The 16,557-nt window shown below is 71.6% G+C and carries 19 protein-coding genes; 10 read left to right on the plus strand and 9 right to left on the minus strand.

From position 1 onward, the window contains the following. The first annotated feature begins 76 nt into the window (after nucleotides 1–76). Nucleotides 77–469: a VOC family protein gene (locus OG381_RS41455; RefSeq protein ID WP_327721117.1), complete on the plus strand. Its 393-nt coding sequence runs from the start codon at nucleotides 77–79 to the stop codon at nucleotides 467–469. Nucleotides 470–471: 2 nt separating this feature from the next. On the opposite strand, the gene OG381_RS41460 is transcribed toward OG381_RS41455, so the two are convergent. Both OG381_RS41460 and OG381_RS41465 read right to left on the minus strand, forming a co-directional pair. Next, entirely contained in the window at nucleotides 472–774 is a 303-nt protein-coding gene (locus OG381_RS41460; protein WP_327721118.1) for a DUF4235 domain-containing protein, read from the minus strand. Between the two features lie 25 nt (nucleotides 775–799). Beyond that, on the minus strand, nucleotides 800–1,792 hold the full coding sequence (locus OG381_RS41465) for a glutathione S-transferase family protein (protein WP_327721119.1): 993 nt from the start codon (nucleotides 1,790–1,792) through the stop codon (nucleotides 800–802). Between the two features lie 145 nt (nucleotides 1,793–1,937). Between OG381_RS41465 and OG381_RS41470 the strand changes: the two genes are divergently transcribed. Continuing rightward, entirely contained in the window at nucleotides 1,938–2,858 is a 921-nt protein-coding gene (locus OG381_RS41470; RefSeq protein ID WP_443062062.1) for a cation diffusion facilitator family transporter, read from the plus strand. A 78-nt stretch (nucleotides 2,859–2,936) separates the two neighbouring features. On the opposite strand, the gene OG381_RS41475 is transcribed toward OG381_RS41470, so the two are convergent. After that, nucleotides 2,937–3,386, minus strand: coding sequence for a nitroreductase family deazaflavin-dependent oxidoreductase (locus OG381_RS41475; protein ID WP_327721121.1), 450 nt, complete (start codon nucleotides 3,384–3,386; stop codon nucleotides 2,937–2,939). A gap of 184 nt (nucleotides 3,387–3,570) precedes the next feature. Here OG381_RS41475 and OG381_RS41480 point away from each other — a divergent pair, with 184 nt between their 5' ends. Beyond that, on the plus strand, nucleotides 3,571–4,008 hold the full coding sequence (locus OG381_RS41480; RefSeq protein ID WP_327721122.1) for a nuclear transport factor 2 family protein: 438 nt from the start codon (nucleotides 3,571–3,573) through the stop codon (nucleotides 4,006–4,008). Between the two features lie 3 nt (nucleotides 4,009–4,011). Here OG381_RS41480 and OG381_RS41485 read toward each other — a convergent pair whose 3' ends face one another. Further along, nucleotides 4,012–4,641, minus strand: coding sequence for a LysE family transporter (locus OG381_RS41485; protein WP_327722692.1), 630 nt, complete (start codon nucleotides 4,639–4,641; stop codon nucleotides 4,012–4,014). A 269-nt stretch (nucleotides 4,642–4,910) separates the two neighbouring features. On the opposite strand from OG381_RS41485, the gene OG381_RS41490 reads away from it, so the two are divergent. Beyond that, entirely contained in the window at nucleotides 4,911–6,098 is a 1,188-nt protein-coding gene (locus tag OG381_RS41490) for a cytochrome P450 (protein WP_327721123.1), read from the plus strand. Between the two features lie 12 nt (nucleotides 6,099–6,110). Further along, on the plus strand, nucleotides 6,111–6,302 hold the full coding sequence (locus OG381_RS41495) for a ferredoxin (protein WP_327721124.1): 192 nt from the start codon (nucleotides 6,111–6,113) through the stop codon (nucleotides 6,300–6,302). Between the two features lie 35 nt (nucleotides 6,303–6,337). Here OG381_RS41495 and OG381_RS41500 read toward each other — a convergent pair whose 3' ends face one another. Further along, nucleotides 6,338–6,895, minus strand: coding sequence for a TetR/AcrR family transcriptional regulator (locus OG381_RS41500; RefSeq protein WP_327721125.1), 558 nt, complete (start codon nucleotides 6,893–6,895; stop codon nucleotides 6,338–6,340). A 94-nt stretch (nucleotides 6,896–6,989) separates the two neighbouring features. On the opposite strand from OG381_RS41500, the gene OG381_RS41505 reads away from it, so the two are divergent. The 3 genes from OG381_RS41505 (at nucleotide 6,990) to OG381_RS41515 (ending at nucleotide 9,026) form a co-directional block, all read left to right on the plus strand. Beyond that, on the plus strand, nucleotides 6,990–7,448 hold the full coding sequence (locus OG381_RS41505) for a nuclear transport factor 2 family protein (protein ID WP_327721126.1): 459 nt from the start codon (nucleotides 6,990–6,992) through the stop codon (nucleotides 7,446–7,448). A gap of 9 nt (nucleotides 7,449–7,457) precedes the next feature. Then, on the plus strand, nucleotides 7,458–7,973 hold the full coding sequence (locus OG381_RS41510) for a flavoprotein (protein ID WP_327721127.1): 516 nt from the start codon (nucleotides 7,458–7,460) through the stop codon (nucleotides 7,971–7,973). Between the two features lie 84 nt (nucleotides 7,974–8,057). Further along, nucleotides 8,058–9,026, plus strand: a complete 969-nt coding sequence (locus tag OG381_RS41515; protein WP_327722693.1) for an aldo/keto reductase — start codon at nucleotides 8,058–8,060, stop codon at nucleotides 9,024–9,026. A gap of 89 nt (nucleotides 9,027–9,115) precedes the next feature. Here OG381_RS41515 and OG381_RS41520 read toward each other — a convergent pair whose 3' ends face one another. After that, nucleotides 9,116–9,922: a phytanoyl-CoA dioxygenase family protein gene (locus OG381_RS41520; RefSeq protein ID WP_327721128.1), complete on the minus strand. Its 807-nt coding sequence runs from the start codon at nucleotides 9,920–9,922 to the stop codon at nucleotides 9,116–9,118. Between the two features lie 63 nt (nucleotides 9,923–9,985). Between OG381_RS41520 and OG381_RS41525 the strand changes: the two genes are divergently transcribed. Together OG381_RS41525 and OG381_RS41530 are read left to right on the plus strand one after the other, a co-directional pair. Further along, nucleotides 9,986–10,900 (plus strand): helix-turn-helix domain-containing protein, encoded by a 915-nt coding sequence (locus tag OG381_RS41525; RefSeq protein ID WP_327721129.1) that lies wholly within the window; start codon nucleotides 9,986–9,988, stop codon nucleotides 10,898–10,900. 312 nt (nucleotides 10,901–11,212) lie between these two features. After that, a complete protein-coding gene (locus OG381_RS41530; protein ID WP_327721130.1) occupies nucleotides 11,213–13,072 on the plus strand; it encodes a ricin-type beta-trefoil lectin domain protein in 1,860 nt (619 codons plus the stop codon). 9 nt (nucleotides 13,073–13,081) lie between these two features. On the opposite strand, the gene OG381_RS41535 is transcribed toward OG381_RS41530, so the two are convergent. The 3 genes from OG381_RS41535 to OG381_RS41545 form a co-directional block, all read right to left on the minus strand. Beyond that, nucleotides 13,082–14,338 (minus strand): arsenic transporter, encoded by a 1,257-nt coding sequence (locus OG381_RS41535; protein ID WP_327722694.1) that lies wholly within the window; start codon nucleotides 14,336–14,338, stop codon nucleotides 13,082–13,084. 73 nt (nucleotides 14,339–14,411) lie between these two features. Next, a complete protein-coding gene (locus tag OG381_RS41540) occupies nucleotides 14,412–15,056 on the minus strand; it encodes a DUF4232 domain-containing protein (RefSeq protein ID WP_327721131.1) in 645 nt (214 codons plus the stop codon). A gap of 80 nt (nucleotides 15,057–15,136) precedes the next feature. Continuing rightward, the gene (locus OG381_RS41545) at nucleotides 15,137–16,489 is read right to left on the minus strand and encodes a serine/threonine-protein kinase (protein ID WP_327721132.1); all 1,353 of its coding nucleotides are present in this window, start codon (nucleotides 16,487–16,489) and stop codon (nucleotides 15,137–15,139) included. Nucleotides 16,490–16,557: the final 68 nt, after the last annotated feature.

A 16,557-nucleotide genomic window follows, 5' to 3' on the forward strand; every position in this document is an offset into this window, starting at 1 on the left:
TGACGGTTCGGGATATCCGGGAGGTGGAGGGCGGCGGGACAGGAACGTTCCGCGCCCCGGACCGTTCGGAGGAGACATGGCACTGGTCAAAGCAGGCCTCGTGGTGCTCGACTGCGCCGAACCGGAGAAGCTCGCCGGGTTCTACAAGGAACTGCTGGAGGCCGAGGAGACCCACGAGAGCGCCAACCGCGTGGAGATCCTGGGCGCCGGAGGGACCCGGCTCGCGTTCCGCCGGGACATGAACGCGACGCCGCCGAGCTGGCCGCGCCCCGAGAACTCCCTCCAGGTCCACCTCGACTTCGTCGTCGAGGACCTGGACGAGGCCGAGCGCAAGATCGTCGGGCTGGGCGGGCGGCCCCTGGAAACGAAGGACGCCTCCGGCCCGCACGAGGAACGCGGGTACGCCGACCCGGCGGGACACTCCTTCACCCTGCGCTGTGTCCCGCCGACGGCGCCCAAACAAGGCTGACGTCAGTCCCGGCCGCCCTTGTCGTCGGTCGGCCAGACCCCGGTGGACCGCTCGATGGCCTTCGCGCCCGTGCGGTCCACCGCGCTGCGCACCACCGCGAAGATGGCGCCCTGGACGGCCGCGGCCACCAGGATCTCTCCCCAGCCGCGATCCCGGTCCAGCGCGTCGGGAGCGTCGTCCTCGTGGCGTATCGCCTTCCACGCCTTCTGGAAGGCGAGGCCCGCCAGCGCACCGCTCGACCAGCCCAGCGCGAACCCGACGGGCTTGTAGAGGAGGGGGAGCTTCAACTTCTTCTTCTTGGCCATGTATGTCTCCTTGTGTTGGTGTCGGTCAGTGCCGGTCGGTGTCGTCCGGCACCGGGTCCGGCGGTGTCCCGTCGCCGAACGGCCGACCGCCCAGCTCCTCGCGGTGATGCGCGGTCAGCCAGCCCTCCGTGTCCGGTCCGAGCGGCACGATGCCGGTCGGGTTGATCCCGGAGTGCACCTGGTAGTAGTGCCGTTTGATGTGGTCGAAGTCGACCGTGTCACCGAAGCCCGGCGTCTGGTAGAGGTCGCGGACGTACCCCCACAGCACCTTGTTCTCCGTCAGCTTCCAGCGGTTGCACTTGAAGTGACCGTGATAGACGGCGTCGAAACGGACCAGTGTGGTGAACAGCCGGATGTCCGCCTCGGTGATCGTGTCGCCGACCAGATAGCGCTGCCGTGCCAGCCGCGGCGTCAGCAGCTCCAGGCGCCTGAAGACGCCCGCGCAGGCTTCCTCGTACTCCTCCTGTTCGGTGGCGAAGCCCGCCCGGTACACACCGTTGTTCACATCCTCGTAGACGTCCGCCATCACGCTGTCGATCTCGTCGCGCAGCGCCCTCGGGTACAGGTCCGGGGCGCCGTCGCGGTGCAGGGCCGTCCACTCGGTGGCGAGGTCCAGGGTGATCTGCTGGTAGTCGTTGGTGACCAGCTTGCCGCTCGGCACGTCCACGATGGCGGGCACGCTCACCCCGCCGGGGTGGCCGGGCTCGCGCCGCTCGTAGGCCTCGCTCAGGAAGCGGATGCCGAGGACCGGGTCGCGGTCGTCCGGATCGAGGGTGAAACGCCAGCTGCGGTCGTCCTGGATCGGGTCCGCGACGGCCAGTGAGATGGCGTCCTCCAGACCGAGCAGCCGCCGCGACACCAGGGACCGGCTCGCCCACGGACAGGCCCGGCTGACCACCAGCCGGTAGCGGCCCGCCTCCACGGGCCATCCGTCACGGCCGTCCGCGGTGATGCGGTCGGTGAAATGGGCCTTGGACCGCTTGAACGTCTTGCTGCCGTACGCGCGGTTGCCGCTCATGCTGCCTCCTGCCTTGCGGGCACTCCACCCACCGCGTTCCCAGAATTCGGCGTGTGAGCCGCCCTGCCGGGGGCAGTCGGCGAAGGTGAGCGGGACATCCACCGAAAACTCCGAAACCAAGGCCGACCGGCGGACACGGGTCACCGTGCTGGTCGCGCTGCTCGCCAACCTGGTGATCGCGGTCGCCAAGGCCGTCGGCGGCCTGATCGCGCACTCGCCGGCCCTGCTGTCGGAGGCGGCCCACTCCGTGGCAGACAGCCTCAACGAGGTCTTCCTCCTCGCCGCGCTGCGCCGCAGCCGCCGCCCCGCCGACCGGCGCCACCCCTTCGGCTACGGCAAGGAGCGCTACTTCTGGTCGCTGCTCGCCGCCGTCGGTATCTTCGTCATGGGCGGCTGCTTCTCCTTCTTCCAGGGCTTCGAGGCCCTGCGCGGCGGCGCCGAGGAGGAGCTCAGCGGCTACGTCGCGGGCCTGATCGTGCTCGGGGTCGCCCTCCTCGCCGAGGGCGGCTCCCTGGTGCGGGCCCTGTACCAGGTGCGGCGGCAGGGCGGCGTCGGCGACGGCGTCCGCGACCCGGCCCTGCGCACGGTGATCGCCGAGGACGGCACGGCGGTGCTCGGCGTCACCCTCGCCATGGTGGGCATGGCCCTGCACATGATCACCGGGGAGGTCGTGTGGGAGGCGTCCGCGTCGCTGGCGATCGGGGCGCTGCTCGTCTTCGTCGCCTACCGGCTCGGCCGCGACGCACGCGACCAGCTGATCGGCGCCGCCGCCGATCCGCAGACCAGCGACCGGATCCGGTCCCTGCTGGCCGCGCAGCCCGAGATCGACAGCGTGGAAGCGCTGTTCACGATGCAGACGGGGCTGGAGTCCTGCCTGGTGGCCGCCCGGGTCGACCTGATGCCGGGGCTCGACAGCGAACGGGTCGAGGAGGTCGCCGTCCGTATCAAGCGGTCGGTCGCCGCCACCTTCCCCGAGACGGACCAGATCTTCCTGGACATCACCGACCGGCCCGCCCGGGAGGCACGAGAAAGCCCCGCCGCGACGGGGGAACGCGGCGGGGCCTGAGGCTCAGGTGCCCGGCGGGTGGAGCTTCATGCGTACCCGCGCAAGAATTTTATTCGAGGGCGGGGACGCGCGTCCGGATCAGTCGGTGGCGGCCGGTTCGAGCACGAAGACCGGGATCTCCCGGTCCGTGTTCTTCTGGTAGTCGGCGTACGGCGGATAGGCCGCCACCGCGCGCTCCCACCACTCGGCCTTCTCGGCGCCGGTGACCTCGCGGGCGGTCATCTCCCGCTTCTCCGGCCCGTCCTGGAGCTCCACCCGGGGATCGGCCTTGACGTTGTGGTACCAGACCGGGTGCTTGGGCGCCCCGCCCAGTGAGGCGACGGCGGCGTACCGCCCGTCGTGCTCGACCCGCATCAGCGGAGTCTTGCGGATCTTGCCGCTCCTGGCACCCAGGGTGGTCAGGATGATGACGGGCATTCCCGTGTCCTGCAGAGTGGTGCCCTTGGTGCCGCCGGAGCTCTCGTACAGCTCCACCTGCTCGCGCACCCACCCGGTAGGACTGGGCTCGTACTCGCCCTCGAGAGGCATGGCATCCGTCCCATCGTCGTCGTGTACTACGGCTTGCTGACTGCCATCGTGCCTCAACACCGGAGCCCCGGGGATTCATCCGTTCCGGAGATTCGGGTTCGACCGGTCTCCATGACCTCGGAGGTAATCGCGCACGGCCGGCCCCGCGGGCACAGTGAGACCCGGCCGAAGGAGAGGAACACCGATGACCACCACCGCCACCACCGCGACGACCCGTGCCGTGACCGAGGAACTGCTGCGGCGCATCGGCGCGGGCGACCCGGAGCGGATCGCCGAGCTCTACGCCGATCAGAGCGACTGGAAGCTGAACTGGCCGCAGGACGAGCACGGCAGCCCCGCCACCCCGTGGATCCGGCCCCGCTCCAGCCGGGCGGACGCCGCCGCCCACTTCCGCGAACTGGCGGCCCATCACCTCCCGGGCCATGCGGCCACCGAGATCGAGCGCATCCTCGTCGACGGCGCCGACGCCGTGGTCCTCGGCGAGATCCGGCAGACCGCCCGGGCGACAGGGCGTCCCTATCGCGCCAGGTTCGCCCTGCACCTGACCGTCGAGGACGGCCTGATCGTCCGTCACCACGTCTACGAGGACAGCCTCGCCGTCGCCCGCGCCTTCGCACCGTGACCGTCACGACGGCAGCATCATCCGCACGGCCAGCCCCATGATCACGCCGCTCGACACCACGGCCGTCACCAGCCGCCCCCGTCTGCCGGTCAGCACCCTGCCGAGCAGTGCGCCACCCCCGGCCAGCAGCAGCTGCCAGCTCGCGGAGGCGAGGAAGGCCGCCGCGACGAACACCCCCTGTTCCAGGGGGCGGACCGCGTCGGTCGTGCGGGTGCCGAGGACCAGGGCCGCGAAGTAGATCACGGTGGTCGGGTTGAGCAGGGTGATCCCGAGCAGCGCCAGATACGCCCGCGCGGGGCTCGGGGGAGGCGGATCGGCGCGGGTGGTGAGCCGGCGTCCGCGGTACTGCCGTACGGCGATGACCGCACCCCGTACCGCCAATGCGAGCAGCAGCAGGGCGGAGGCCCAGCGCAGCGGCCCGAGCGCCGGACGCAGAGCGGCGGCGAGGGCGGCGCCCCCGACCGTGGCCAGCAGGGCGTACAGCCCGTCGGCGGTCGCGACGCCGAGAGCGGCGCAGACCCCGGTGCGCAGGGAGGTACGGGCGGTGAGGGAGACGAGGTAGGTCGCGACCGCGCCGACGGGCACGGCGATGCCGTATCCCGCGAGCAGCCCCGCGACGAGCGCGGCGGTCACGACGTGGGAGGCGTCGGTCCCCACGGTCGGCCGGACTGCTGCTGGAACCGCACCGGACGAACGGCGGCGGTCAGCGGCAGAAGGACATCGAAGGTGGACATGGCCGGAGTCTGCGGCCGGTCGGGACCCGGCGACAACCGAATTACAGGGACGATCCCCGGCCAGATCGCGCATCCGGGGGATCTGGCCGAACTTGCCGTCCCACAACTAGATGCCCGGGGCATCCAATGAGGGCAAGTGCAAGGCACCCTTCGTCTGCGAGGTCTTCCATGACGGAAACGGAACCCGTCGCCTTCCCCCAGGACCGGACCTGCCCCTACCACCCGCCCGCCGCCTACGCACCCCTGCGCGCCTCCCGCCCACTGACCCGGATCCGCCTCTACGACGGCCGTCCTGCCTGGTTGGTGACCGGACACGCACTCGCCCGCGACCTGCTCGCCGACCGACGGCTGTCCGCCGACCGCACCCACCCCGACTTCCCGGCCCCCACCGAACGCTTCGCGGCGGTCAAGGACCGGAAGACCGCGCTGCTGGGCTACGACGATCCCGAACACCAGACCCAGCGCCGCAGGATGATCCCCAGCTTCACGCTCAAACGCGCCGCGGGACTGCGCCCGCGGATCCAGCGGATCGTGGACGAGCGACTCGACGCGATGATCGAACAGGGGCCGCCTGCCGAGCTGGTGAGTGCCTTCGCACTGCCCGTGCCCTCGGCGGTGATCTGCGCCCTCCTCGGTGTCCCGTACGCCGATCACGACTTCTTCGAGGGGCAGTCGCGCCGGCTGCTCCGCGGACCGACGGCCGCCGACACCCGGGACGCGCGCGACCGGCTGGACGCGTACTTCGAGGAGCTGATCGACCGCAAGCGACGGGACCGCGAGCCCGGCGACGGCGTACTGGACGAACTCGTCCACGAGGGCGCCGTGGACCGCGGGGAACTGATCGCCCTGGCGACCATCCTGCTGGTCGCCGGGCACGAGACCACCGCGAACATGATCTCGCTCGGCACCTACACCCTCCTGCAACACCCCGACCGGCTGGCCGAGTTGCGAGCCGATCCGACTCTCCTGCCCACCGCTGTCGAGGAGTTGATGCGACTGCTGTCGATCGCGGACGGCCTCCTGCGCATGGCGGTCGAGGACATCGAACTCGACGGGGTGACGATCCGGTCCGGCGACGGCGTGGTGTTCTCGACCTCGGTCATCAACCGCGACGAGAACGTCTACCCCGCCCCGGACAGCCTCGACTGGCACCGTTCCGCCCGCCATCACATCGGGTTCGGCTTCGGCATCCACCAGTGCCTGGGGCAGAACCTGGCCCGCGCGGAGATGGAGATCGCCCTGCGCACCCTCCTGGCGCGGCTGCCCACACTGCGCCTGGCCGCCCCGGCGGACGAGATCCCCTTCAAGCCCGGCGACACCATCCAGGGGATGCTGGAACTCCCCGTGACCTGGTAAGAGGCTCCGCCCATGCACATCGACATCGACAAGGACGTCTGCATCGGGGCCGGCCAGTGCGCCCTGGCCGCCCCGGGCGTGTTCACCCAGGACGACGACGGATTCAGCGAACTGCTGCCCGGCCGGGAGGACGGCGCCGGCGACCCGATGGTGCGCGAGGCGGCCAGGGCCTGCCCCGTCGGGGCCATCACGACGTCCGGCTGATCACCCGGAACGGGGGATCCCCGCGGAGGCGGCCGTCACGGCCGGGCGAGGTCCATCAGTGACCGGGCCGCCTCCCGCGCCTGTCTGGCCGGCTCGGTGCTCCGGGTGATGCCGGCCGTGACCATCGCCCCCTCGGCCAGCAGGAACAGCTGGCCGGCCAGGGCGTCCGGGAGCCCGGCGTCCGCCACGAGAGCGGCGAGGTAGGCGCGGAACGCCCCTTTGTGCGCCCGCACCTGGGCCGTCACCCGGCTCGACGTCGCGCCCAGTTCGCCGTAGGAATTGATCCACGCGCACCCGCGGAACCCGTCCTCCCCGAACCACTCCTCCAGCCAGTCGAAGACGGCGAGGACCCGCTCCCGGGGGTCCTCTTCGCGCTCCACGTACCGCGCGAGCCGCTCCCGCCACCGCACGTCACGGCGTTCCAGGTAGGCCTGAACCAACTGCTCCTTCGCGGGGAAGAGTTGGTACAGCCGCTTGAGCGAGACCCCCGACGCGCCGCGGATGTCGTCCATGCCGACGGACTGGATGCCCCGGCCGTAGAACAGCTCCTCGGCGGCGTCCAGTGCCTGCTCCCGGGCGGTCGCGCTGTCCATGCCGGGTCACTCCTTGACGTGAGAACGTGCGTTCTCCTACGGTAGCAGCCTGCTGGAGAACGCACGTTCTCCCTTTCTGGCCACGGAGGATGACATGACCGACCGTCCACCCCTGCCGCCCTTCACCCGCGAGAGCGCGGCGCACAAGGTGCAGGCCGCCGAGGACGCCTGGAACACCCGGGACCCGCACAAGGTGGCGCTCGCGTACTCCGAGGACTCGGTGTGGCGCAACCGCGACACCTTCGTCACCGGCCGCGCGGAGATCGTCGGGTTCCTCACCGCGAAGTGGGCGCGCGAGCGGGACTACGCACTGCGCAAGGACCTGTGGGCCTTCGACGGCAACCGCATCGCCGTCCGCTTCCAGTACGAGTGCCGGGACGCGGACGGCCAGTGGTGGCGCGCGTACGGCAACGAGCTCTGGGAGTTCGACGACCACGGGCTGATGACCCGGCGCGAGGCCAGCATCAACGACGTACCGATCGAGGAGAAGGACCGCCGCGTCCTCGGACCGCGGCCCGAGACCGAGCGCGGTAAGACCTTCCCGCTTCAGTAGGGTCGGCGGGTGACCGAACAGGCCGAGAAACCCTTCCTCTACGTCGTCGTCTGCGCCGCCGGGATCGCCGCGGGCGTCGGCGAACTCATCACCGCCGCCCAGGAAGAGGGCTGGGAGGTCGGAGTCATCGCCACCCCTGTCGCGATGAACGGCTTCTTCGACACCGCCGCCGTCGAGGCCCGGACCGGCCGTCCGATCCGCTCCGCCTGGCGCAGCCCCGCCGACCCGCGCCCCTTCCCGCCGCCGGACGCCGTGGTGGTCGCGCCCGCCACCTTCAACACCGTCAACAAATGGGCGGCAGGCCTGGGCGACACCCTCGCCGTGGGCACCCTGTGCGAGGCGTCGGGCCTCGGCGTCCCCATCGCCGTACTGCCGTGCGTGGCCGACGCGTTGGCCGCCCACCCCGCCTACCAGGACAGCCTGATACGACTGCGGGGGATGGGCGTGCGGTTCGGCCCGCCCTTCGCGGGGGAGCCGGGGACCGAGTTCCCGTGGGCGCAGGCGCTGGAGCTGCTCAGACGGTGAGCCGTCGGCTGACACCCGGGCCCCGCGCGCACCTCACGTCGTACGCTCCCCTCCATGACCATCCGGAAGGCGGGAGCAGCAACGATGCAGTACGTGAAGCTCGGTTCGACCGGCCTGGACGTGTCGCGGATCTGTCTGGGGTGCATGACCTACGGCCTGCCCGACCGCGGCGTCCACGAGTGGACCCTCGACGAGGAGGCGTCGAGGCCGCTGATCCGCCAGGCGCTGGAAGCCGGCATCAACTTCTTCGACACGGCCAACGTGTACTCCGACGGCACCAGCGAGGAGATCGTCGGCAGGGCGCTGCGGGACTTCGCGAACCGTGACGAGATCGTCCTGGCTACCAAGGTGAACGGCCGGATGCGCACCGGGCCGAACGCCGCCGGACTGTCCCGGAAGGCGATCATGGCGGAGATCGACCACAGTCTGAGCCGTCTCGGCACCGACTACGTCGACCTCTACCAGATCCACCGCTACGACCCCCACACCCCCGTCGAGGAGACGATGGAGGCGCTGCACGACCTGGTCAAGGCGGGCAAGGTGCGCTACATCGGGGCGAGTTCGATGTACGCCTGGCAGTTCTCCAAGATGCAGTACACGGCCGAGCGGCACGGCTGGACCAGGTTCGTGTCCATGCAGAACCACTACAACCTCCTCTACCGCGAGGAGGAGCGCGAGATGCTGCCCCTGTGCGCGGACCAGGGCGTGAGCGCACTGCCCTGGAGCCCCCTCGCCCGCGGGCGGCTGACCCGCGACTGGGGCACCGTCACCGAACGCAGCGCGGGCGACAACTTCGGCGGCCGTCTCTACCTGGAGGGCGACCGCACCATCGTCGAGGCGGTCACCCGCATCGCGACCGACCGAGGCGTCCCCCGCGCCCAGGTGGCCCTCTCCTGGCTCCTGCACCAGAACACGGTGGCGGCACCGATCGTGGGCGCCGCCAAACCGCATCACATCGAGGACGCGGTGGCGGCGGTGGAACTGGAACTGAGCGAGAAGGAGATAGAGGAGTTGGAGCAGCCGTACACGGCACGTCCGATCTCCGGCCACTGAACATGCCTCAGGGGCGCGGGGCTGTATCGATGTCGGCTACCGCCGCGTGGGCGCGACCAGCCACGATGCTCCCGCATCCGCGATGTGACCTAGTGCGGCCCCTGCGGTGCGAACTCCGTACCGCAAGGGCCCGCACCCTCACTCTCCGCCAGAGCGACGCGGTCACCCCGCATCGACAGCGTCCGGTAGTACCCCCCGATCCGCTCGGCCGACCGCCCCACGTAGTGACCGATGAAGGACCGCCGAAAACGCCGGTCACTGCGATTGGGCTGCGACCCGTGCACCAGGCTCCCGTTGAAGAACAGAACATCCCCCGGTGCCATGTCGACCGGCACCGCCGCCAGTCCCGCCGGCGGCGGCACGTACTCGCGCGCGAACGACACCCCCTCGTCCGCCTCCTCGGGACAGAACAGGTCCATCCGGTGCGTCCCGGGCACGACTTCGAGCCCTCCGTTCTCCCGGTCGATGACATCGCACGCCACCCACGCCGCGACACACGTCCCCGGCTCGACCCGCAGATAGAAGTTGTCCTGGTGCAGCGCCTGCCCCCGTGCCCCCGGCGGCTTGAAGTAGAACATGCTCTGCGCGGCCAGCACCTCCTCGCCGAACAGCGTCTCCAGCACCTCCCGCAACCGCGCGTCGAGCAGCACGTCCCGGGCGCGCGCGTTGATCTCGTGCGGCTGCATCACCCGCGGGTACACACCCAGCGGATCCGTGCCGCCCCGCGGCTCGAAGTGCCCCGGCACCGCCCCGGCCGCGTGCAGCGCCGCGAACTCGCCGCACAGCCGGTCGATCTCGTCGTGTCCGAACAGTCCCCGTACGACGGTGAACCCGTCCTCCCGGAACTGCCGCAGCCCGGCCTCGGTCAGGACGGGGGTGCTGCCTGTGACGGTCATGCGTTCACTCCTCGCTCGGCTGTCCTCGGCATGTCACGCTAGGTCGGCCCACCTCCCGGGAGGATGCCCGTGACCGCCGACCGACTGCCTGAGACTGCTGCGCCGGACGTCCCCGCGCCGCCGCCGGGCCTTGTGATGCTCGGCTGTTTCGACGAGGCGCGGGGCTACGACATCAACCGGCCCCGGGGGTCGGCGAGCTGGCTGTTCACCTGGACCACGGGAGGCCGGGGGAGGCTGCGGCAGGGAGCGACCACCGCACAGGCCGCGGCAGGGGACCTGGTCGTGCTCGCGCCGGGTGTCCCGCACCGCTACGGCGTCGCACCGGGCGCGCGGCACTGGCGGTTCTGGTGGGTGCACTGCCAGGCCCGGCCGTCGTGGCTGCCCTGGCTGCTCCCGTACGGCACCGGCGACGGGGTGTACGCCGTCACCTCGACCCCGGCCACGCCGCGGGACCGGGTCGAGGCGGCGTTTTGCCGGATGCTCGTCGACGCCCGCCGGCCGGGTGCGGTGAAGCCCGCGGCCGGGCCGGACGACCGGATCGCCGTGGCGCACGACACCGCTGCCCGTGAGCTCGCGCTGTGCGCCCTGGAGGAGGTCGTCCTGCTCATGGCCGCCGGTGCGCGGGAGCCGGCGCCCGCACCGGGCCTCGACCCCCGGGTCCGCCGGGTCCAGGAGCTCCTCGCCGCCGACCCGGGTGCCGCGCACACCGTTGACTCGCTGGCCGCGCACGTCTCGCTGTCGCCCTCCCGGCTGGCGCACCTGTTCACCCGCCAGGTCGGTGAGTCCCCGATGCGAGCGCTGCGCGAGGCACGGCTGCGGCACGCCGCGCGGCTCCTCGAAGGCACCGGCCTGCCCGTCGAACGGGTCGCGGCGGCATCGGGCTTCGTGAGCCCCTTCCATTTCCACCGGGTCTTCCGGGAGCGATTCGGTATGACGCCCGGCACGTACCGGGCGGGCGGCCCAATGGTTGGAGCGTGACGTGCGTAGACCGGCCGTACGCGGGGTGGGGTGGCCGTTCAATGGTTTGGGACCGACGCCTGGTGAAAATCGTTCTCCATAACAGCATCGATAACGCGTCATGGATCGGTTCTAAGTATTGACGAGCTGTCAATAGAGCTGGCTGCGCACGCAATGCACAAAACTGAATGATCTCTTGTTACATCTCGCTGACCTGTGCAAAGGTTATGCCTTGTCGGCGTGCAGACATTAGAATCCGCCCGCCTTGACCGCTCCCGTACGTCCCCCACGCTTCACAAGAGCTGTCGTCGTCGGGACCGCATACCCCTTGGTATGGACTTAGTTTTGTATGCCCCCGAGAGGAATGCAGCCGTGAATGCCGACGCCACGGACGAACAACTCAGCGCTGAGCTGAAGAAGTGGACCGGGGCCGCACCCGCGCTCCATCCCGTCGGTGAACTCCTCGACCGCCACTGGGAGGCGGCCTTCGCCTATGCCCGGCTGTGCACCGACAGTGCGCGGTCCGCCGGAATGCTCACGACTGCGGCTTTCACCCGGCTCTTCGGTGAAACCCTGCGGCAGAACGGGCCCACGGCCGCCTGGCGTCCCCAACTGCTCGTCACCGTGCGCCGGATCGCCGCGGAGTGGGACGGCGACCGCCGACGCGAACAGCTCCACCCCGAACTGCGCTCCGGGACCGGGGACGGGGACCGCGCCGCGGCCCGTCTGCTGCCGCCCGCGGAGCGACGGCTGCTGTCCGGCGCGTTCCAGCGGCTGCCCCAGTCCGCCCGCTGCCTGCTGTGGCACAGCGAGGTCGAGGCCGAGCCGCTGTCCGTTCCGGCCTCCCTGCTGGGCCTGGACGAGGAGGACGCCGGCGTCGAACTGCGCCGGGCCCAGGAGCGGTTGCGCGAGGAGTGCCTCCATGTGCACCGCGAACTCGCCCCGGAACAGGAGTGCCGCAGCTACGTCAGGATGCTGGACGTCACCTACCGGCGCGGTGGCGTCGACGTCGACCCCGACCTGCGCGCACACCTGGACCGCTGCAAGCACTGCCGCGACACCGCCGACCAGCTCCAGCAGTTCAACAACGGCCTCGGCGTCGCCCTGGCGGAAGCGGTCCTCGGATGGGGCGGCCGCGCCTACGCGGAATCCCGCACCGCCGTGCGGGACGCGCCGGCTCAGGCGCCCGAGCGGCCGTCGGCCCCGCCCGTCGTGCCGGGTGAGCCCTTCTTCGACGTGACCCCCGCCGGCGCCCCGCGCACGGCACGCGCGGCCCGCGGAGCCTGCCCCTCGCGCACGGCACGCAAGGAAGCCCGCCGCGCCGCCGCCCGGCGCCGCAACATCGCCGCCGCGGTCCTCACCGTCAGCGGTCTGGTCGTGCTGCCCCTGGTCCTGTGGTCGGTCCTCAGCGGCGGGGACGACACCACCTCGGCCGGCGGCACCCAGGCCTCCGAGACGCCCGGCACCGGAGCGGGCAAGTCCTCCTCCGACTCCTCGTGGGTCGGCTCCGGCAAGGACGTGGAGGGCACCCTGCGCGGCCGGCTGCACAACGTCGACTCCGGGCTCTGCATCGGCGTCGTCGGCAAGAAGGCCGTCAAGGACGCGGAGACCGAGGTCACCACGTGCTCCTCGAAGACCGACCAGCAGTGGACGTACGAGACGGACGGCACGCTGAGCAGCGTCGCGGACCCGGACCTGTGCCTGGACTCCCACCTCGGCTACTCGGTGCGGCTGGCCCCGTGCTCCGGCACCGACAAGGCGGAGCCCAAGAACATCCGCTACGACTTCACCCTCCAGGGCAACCTGGTGCCGCGCTGGGACCAGGACCTGGCCCTGACACCGGCCGCCACCGACGGCACGGGCGCCGTGGTCCTCAAGTCCCGTGCCGACATCGCCGTCCAGCGCTGGGTGTTCGACACCTCCAAGACCGACCCCCAGATGGAGGTGGTCAACTGGGACGCGCAGAGCGGCATCGCGCGGAAGACCCCCGTCGCGACCCCCACCCCCACCCCCACACCCACACCGACGAAGAAGAAGGCCTCACCGACACCGTCCCCGAGCCCGTCGACCGCACAGCCGACCCCGACGGGACCGTCGTACCCCAGCGGCATGCCCTGCTACGGGTACTACTGCTCCTGGGACGGCCAGTACGGCGGCGGCTACGGGTACGGCGGGTACGGCGGCCGGCGCTGACCGCCCGGCTCACACCCCGACGACCTGGAGCGACACCCACAGGGCCAGCGTGGCCGGCACCAGCGCGGCCGGGACGGCGAGCAGACCGAGCCGGGTGAACTCCCCGAGTCCGACCTCGTGCCCGTGGCGCTGCACGATCCGCCGCCACAGCAGGGTGGCGAGCGATCCGGCGTACGTCAGGTTCGGGCCGATGTTCACCCCGATCAGCGCCGCGAGCACCGCCCCGGGACCGGCCGTGGCGGTCAGCGGCAGCAGGACCAGTACCGCAGGCAGGTTGTTGATCAGGTTCGCCAGGACCGCGGCCAGTGCGGCGATCCCGAGCAGCGCCACCAGTCCCGAGCCCTCGGGCAGGACGTGCCGCAGCGCGTCGGCGAGCCCGTTGTCGACGACCGCGCGCACGACGACGCCGAGCGCCAGCACGAACGCCAGGAACCCTGGAGCGGCGGACCGCACCACCGTGAGCGGGGTTGCCTGCCGACGGACGAGCGCACGCCCCGCCAGCACCAGCGCGCCCACGAGGGCCACCCACGCCGGGTCGACGCCGATCGCGGACGCCACGACGAACCCCGCCAGCGTGCAGCCCACGGTGACGAGCGCGAACACCGGCAGCGCGGGCGTCTCGGCGCTGTCGGAGTGGGCCGCGGGGGCCTTGAGGTCGTCCTCGAAGAAGCGCCGGAACACCAGATACTCGGCGCCGATCGCGACCAGCCAGGGCAGCGCCATCAGCGCCGCGAACCGGGTGAAGCTCAGCCCGCTCGCCGCGAACGCCAGCAGGTTGGTCAGGTTGGACACCGGCAGCAGCAGCGACGCCGTGTTCGACAGGTGCGCGCAGGCATAGAGGTGCGGTTTGGCCCGGACGCCGCTGCGGGCCGCGGTGGCCAGCACGACCGGCGTCAGCAGCACCACCGTGGCGTCCAGGCTGAGCACGGCCGTGATCGCCGACGCGAGCGCGAACACCGCGGTCAGCAGCCGGCCGGGGCGCCCGGCGGAGCTGCGGGCCATCCACGCCCCGCAGGCCCGGAAGAGCCCCTCGACATCGCAGAAGTGGGCGAGGACCAGCACCGCGGCCAGGAAGCCGACCACCGGTCCGAGCCGCTCGGCCTCCGCCCACGCGTGGTCCGGGGAGATCGCCCCGGTGGCGATCACCAGCCCCGCCGCAGGGACCGCGAGCACCGCCTCCGGCAGGCCCTTGGGGCGGACGACCGCCCAGGCGAGCACGGCGACGAGCAGCGCTATGGACAGGGTTTCGGCGAGCGGGGTGTTCAGCGGTGATCCTTAGAGCGTGGTCGAGCCGTGCCCGTCCATGAAAGCAGGCCCAGGTAAGAGCCCCCTTACCGGGTCAGGGGCCGGGGCCCCGGTCGAACACCGTGATGGACACCGTGGACTCGTTGCCGGACACCGGCACCTCACCGGCCGACCACGACACCTTCAGCGGGTCCCGCTCGTCCGGCGGGGTCACCAGCAGCGCGTCCGGGTTGGCGGTACGGGCCCCGCTGATCTCCGGGTTGGAGAACGTGATCCCCGACCACGCGTTCTGCCCCGGCGCCAGCTTCACGGTGGCCGGCGTGCCGGGGATACGTTTCGGGTCCGGTCCCAGCTGCCTGCCGGAGGCGTCGACGAACGCGGCGCCCGGATAGCCGTGGAGGGTGCAGGTACGGGACGAGGTGTTCGTCAGGATCACGGGGAAGTTCTCCTGCCCCGCCCCCGGGTCGTTGCGGCCGAGCGTGGCCTCCAGCTCGGAGGTGTGACAGCGGGCACTTCTGCCGGGCTTGCCGGGCGTGCTGCCGGCGGGGGAGGGCGGCGCGGCTGTGGCGGGCGGCTCCACCGAGGGCGCGGCCGTCGTTCCGTCGGTGGTGGCCGGGGCGGCGGTGCCGGGCAGTGTCTTCGGCGCGGACGCGGAGTCGCCGCCGTCACCGCAGGCGGTCAGCAGGCCCAGCAGTGCGGCCGCACTCACGAACAGGGCCGGCCGGTAGGTGTTCGCCATGACTCTTCACACTCCTCGTACCGCGCGGTGTGCCCCGTCATGGAGGTCCGATGCGGGCGCGACCGGAAAAGTTCGTGCGTTCAGCCCCCGACCCGGACCGAGCCGAGGACACGCCGGACGCCCTTCGGCTCGCCCTGCTGCCGGATCTGCACGTACAGCTGCGGCTGGCCGCTGCCGTCCGGGGGAGTCAGCCCGGCCTCGACGACGGAGCCACCGCCCGGACAGTCGCTCCATGTGCGGACCCGGCCGAACCACACGGGCAGGGTGTGGTCGCGGGCCCCGTCGTAGTGACAGCCGGGATGGGTGAGGGCGTTGACCAGGGCCGTGATCTCGCCCCGCCCGACCATGCCGACGAACATCCCGTCGACGTCCGCGCCCAGATCCTGCCACCGCGCCAGATCGTCCGCGACGGCGAAACCCGGCTGATGACCGGCGGGCAGCCCCAGCACGCGCGGATCCCATCCCGAGCCACGCACCTGACCGGCCCACGTGGCGGGCACCACGGCCGCGACCCGGCCGGTGGCGTCCTCGATCCGCAGCTCGGTCGGAGCCGGCCCGTGGTCCATGTGCGTGAAGGCCATACCGGCCACGGCCGCCCCGGCCGTCAGACCGAGCAGCCGGTGGCGCCTCCGCCGGGGTTTCGGGCCCCTCGCCAGCCGCTCCAGTTCCTCGGCGAAGGCCCGCGCGTCGGGCCGGCGGCGCTTCCGGTCGGTCCGCAGCGCCCGCATCAGGGCCCGCCGCACACGGGGATCCAGGCCCGGGCGCAGCCGGTCCGGCCGTACGACCTTCCCCGGCGGGCCCGGCGCGCTGCCGGTGACCAGGTGGTAGCCGACCGCGCCCAGGCTGTACACGTCGGCCCGCGCGTCGACGCCCGCGCTCGGCTCGGTCTGCTCGGGCGGCCGGTAGCCCGCCGCACCGGAGGCCGTGGTGAGCCCGGACGCCTCGGCGAGCGTCCTGGCCGGTCCGAGGTCGGCGAGGACGACCTCCAGGGCGCCGTCCGGGCCGGTGCGCAGCAACAGGTTGGTCGGCTTGATGTCCTGGTGCACGATCCCCGCCTCGTGCAGCGCGGCCGCGGCACGGGCCGCCAGCGCGGTGAGCCGCAGGGCCTCGGGGACGGGGAGCGGAGCGTCGTCGAGCAGGTCGGCGAGGGTGCCGCCGTCGGCGTACTCCATCACCAAGTACGGTCTGTCGTCGGGCAGTTCGCCGATGTCGTAGACCTGCACCACCCGAGGCGAACCGGCCCGGCTCAGCAACCTGGCCTCGGACAGGAAGCGTTCGCGGACGTCCGGTCGGTGCGACCAGCTGTCGGCGAGGACCTTCACGGCCACCGGCATGTCGAGTGTGTCGTCGTGCGCGAGCCATACGGTCCCGAACGCGCCGGTGCCCAGGGGGCGTTGGATCCGGTAGCGGCCGATGCGCTCGACGGAGTGCATACGACCATCATGCCTGCACTGCCGTGCGGACGCGGAGGAGGCGGCGCAGGATGTGCTGCACCAACTGG

The organism is Streptomyces sp. NBC_00490 (assembly GCF_036013645.1).
Classification (GTDB): Bacteria; Actinomycetota; Actinomycetes; order Streptomycetales; family Streptomycetaceae; genus Streptomyces; species Streptomyces canus_F.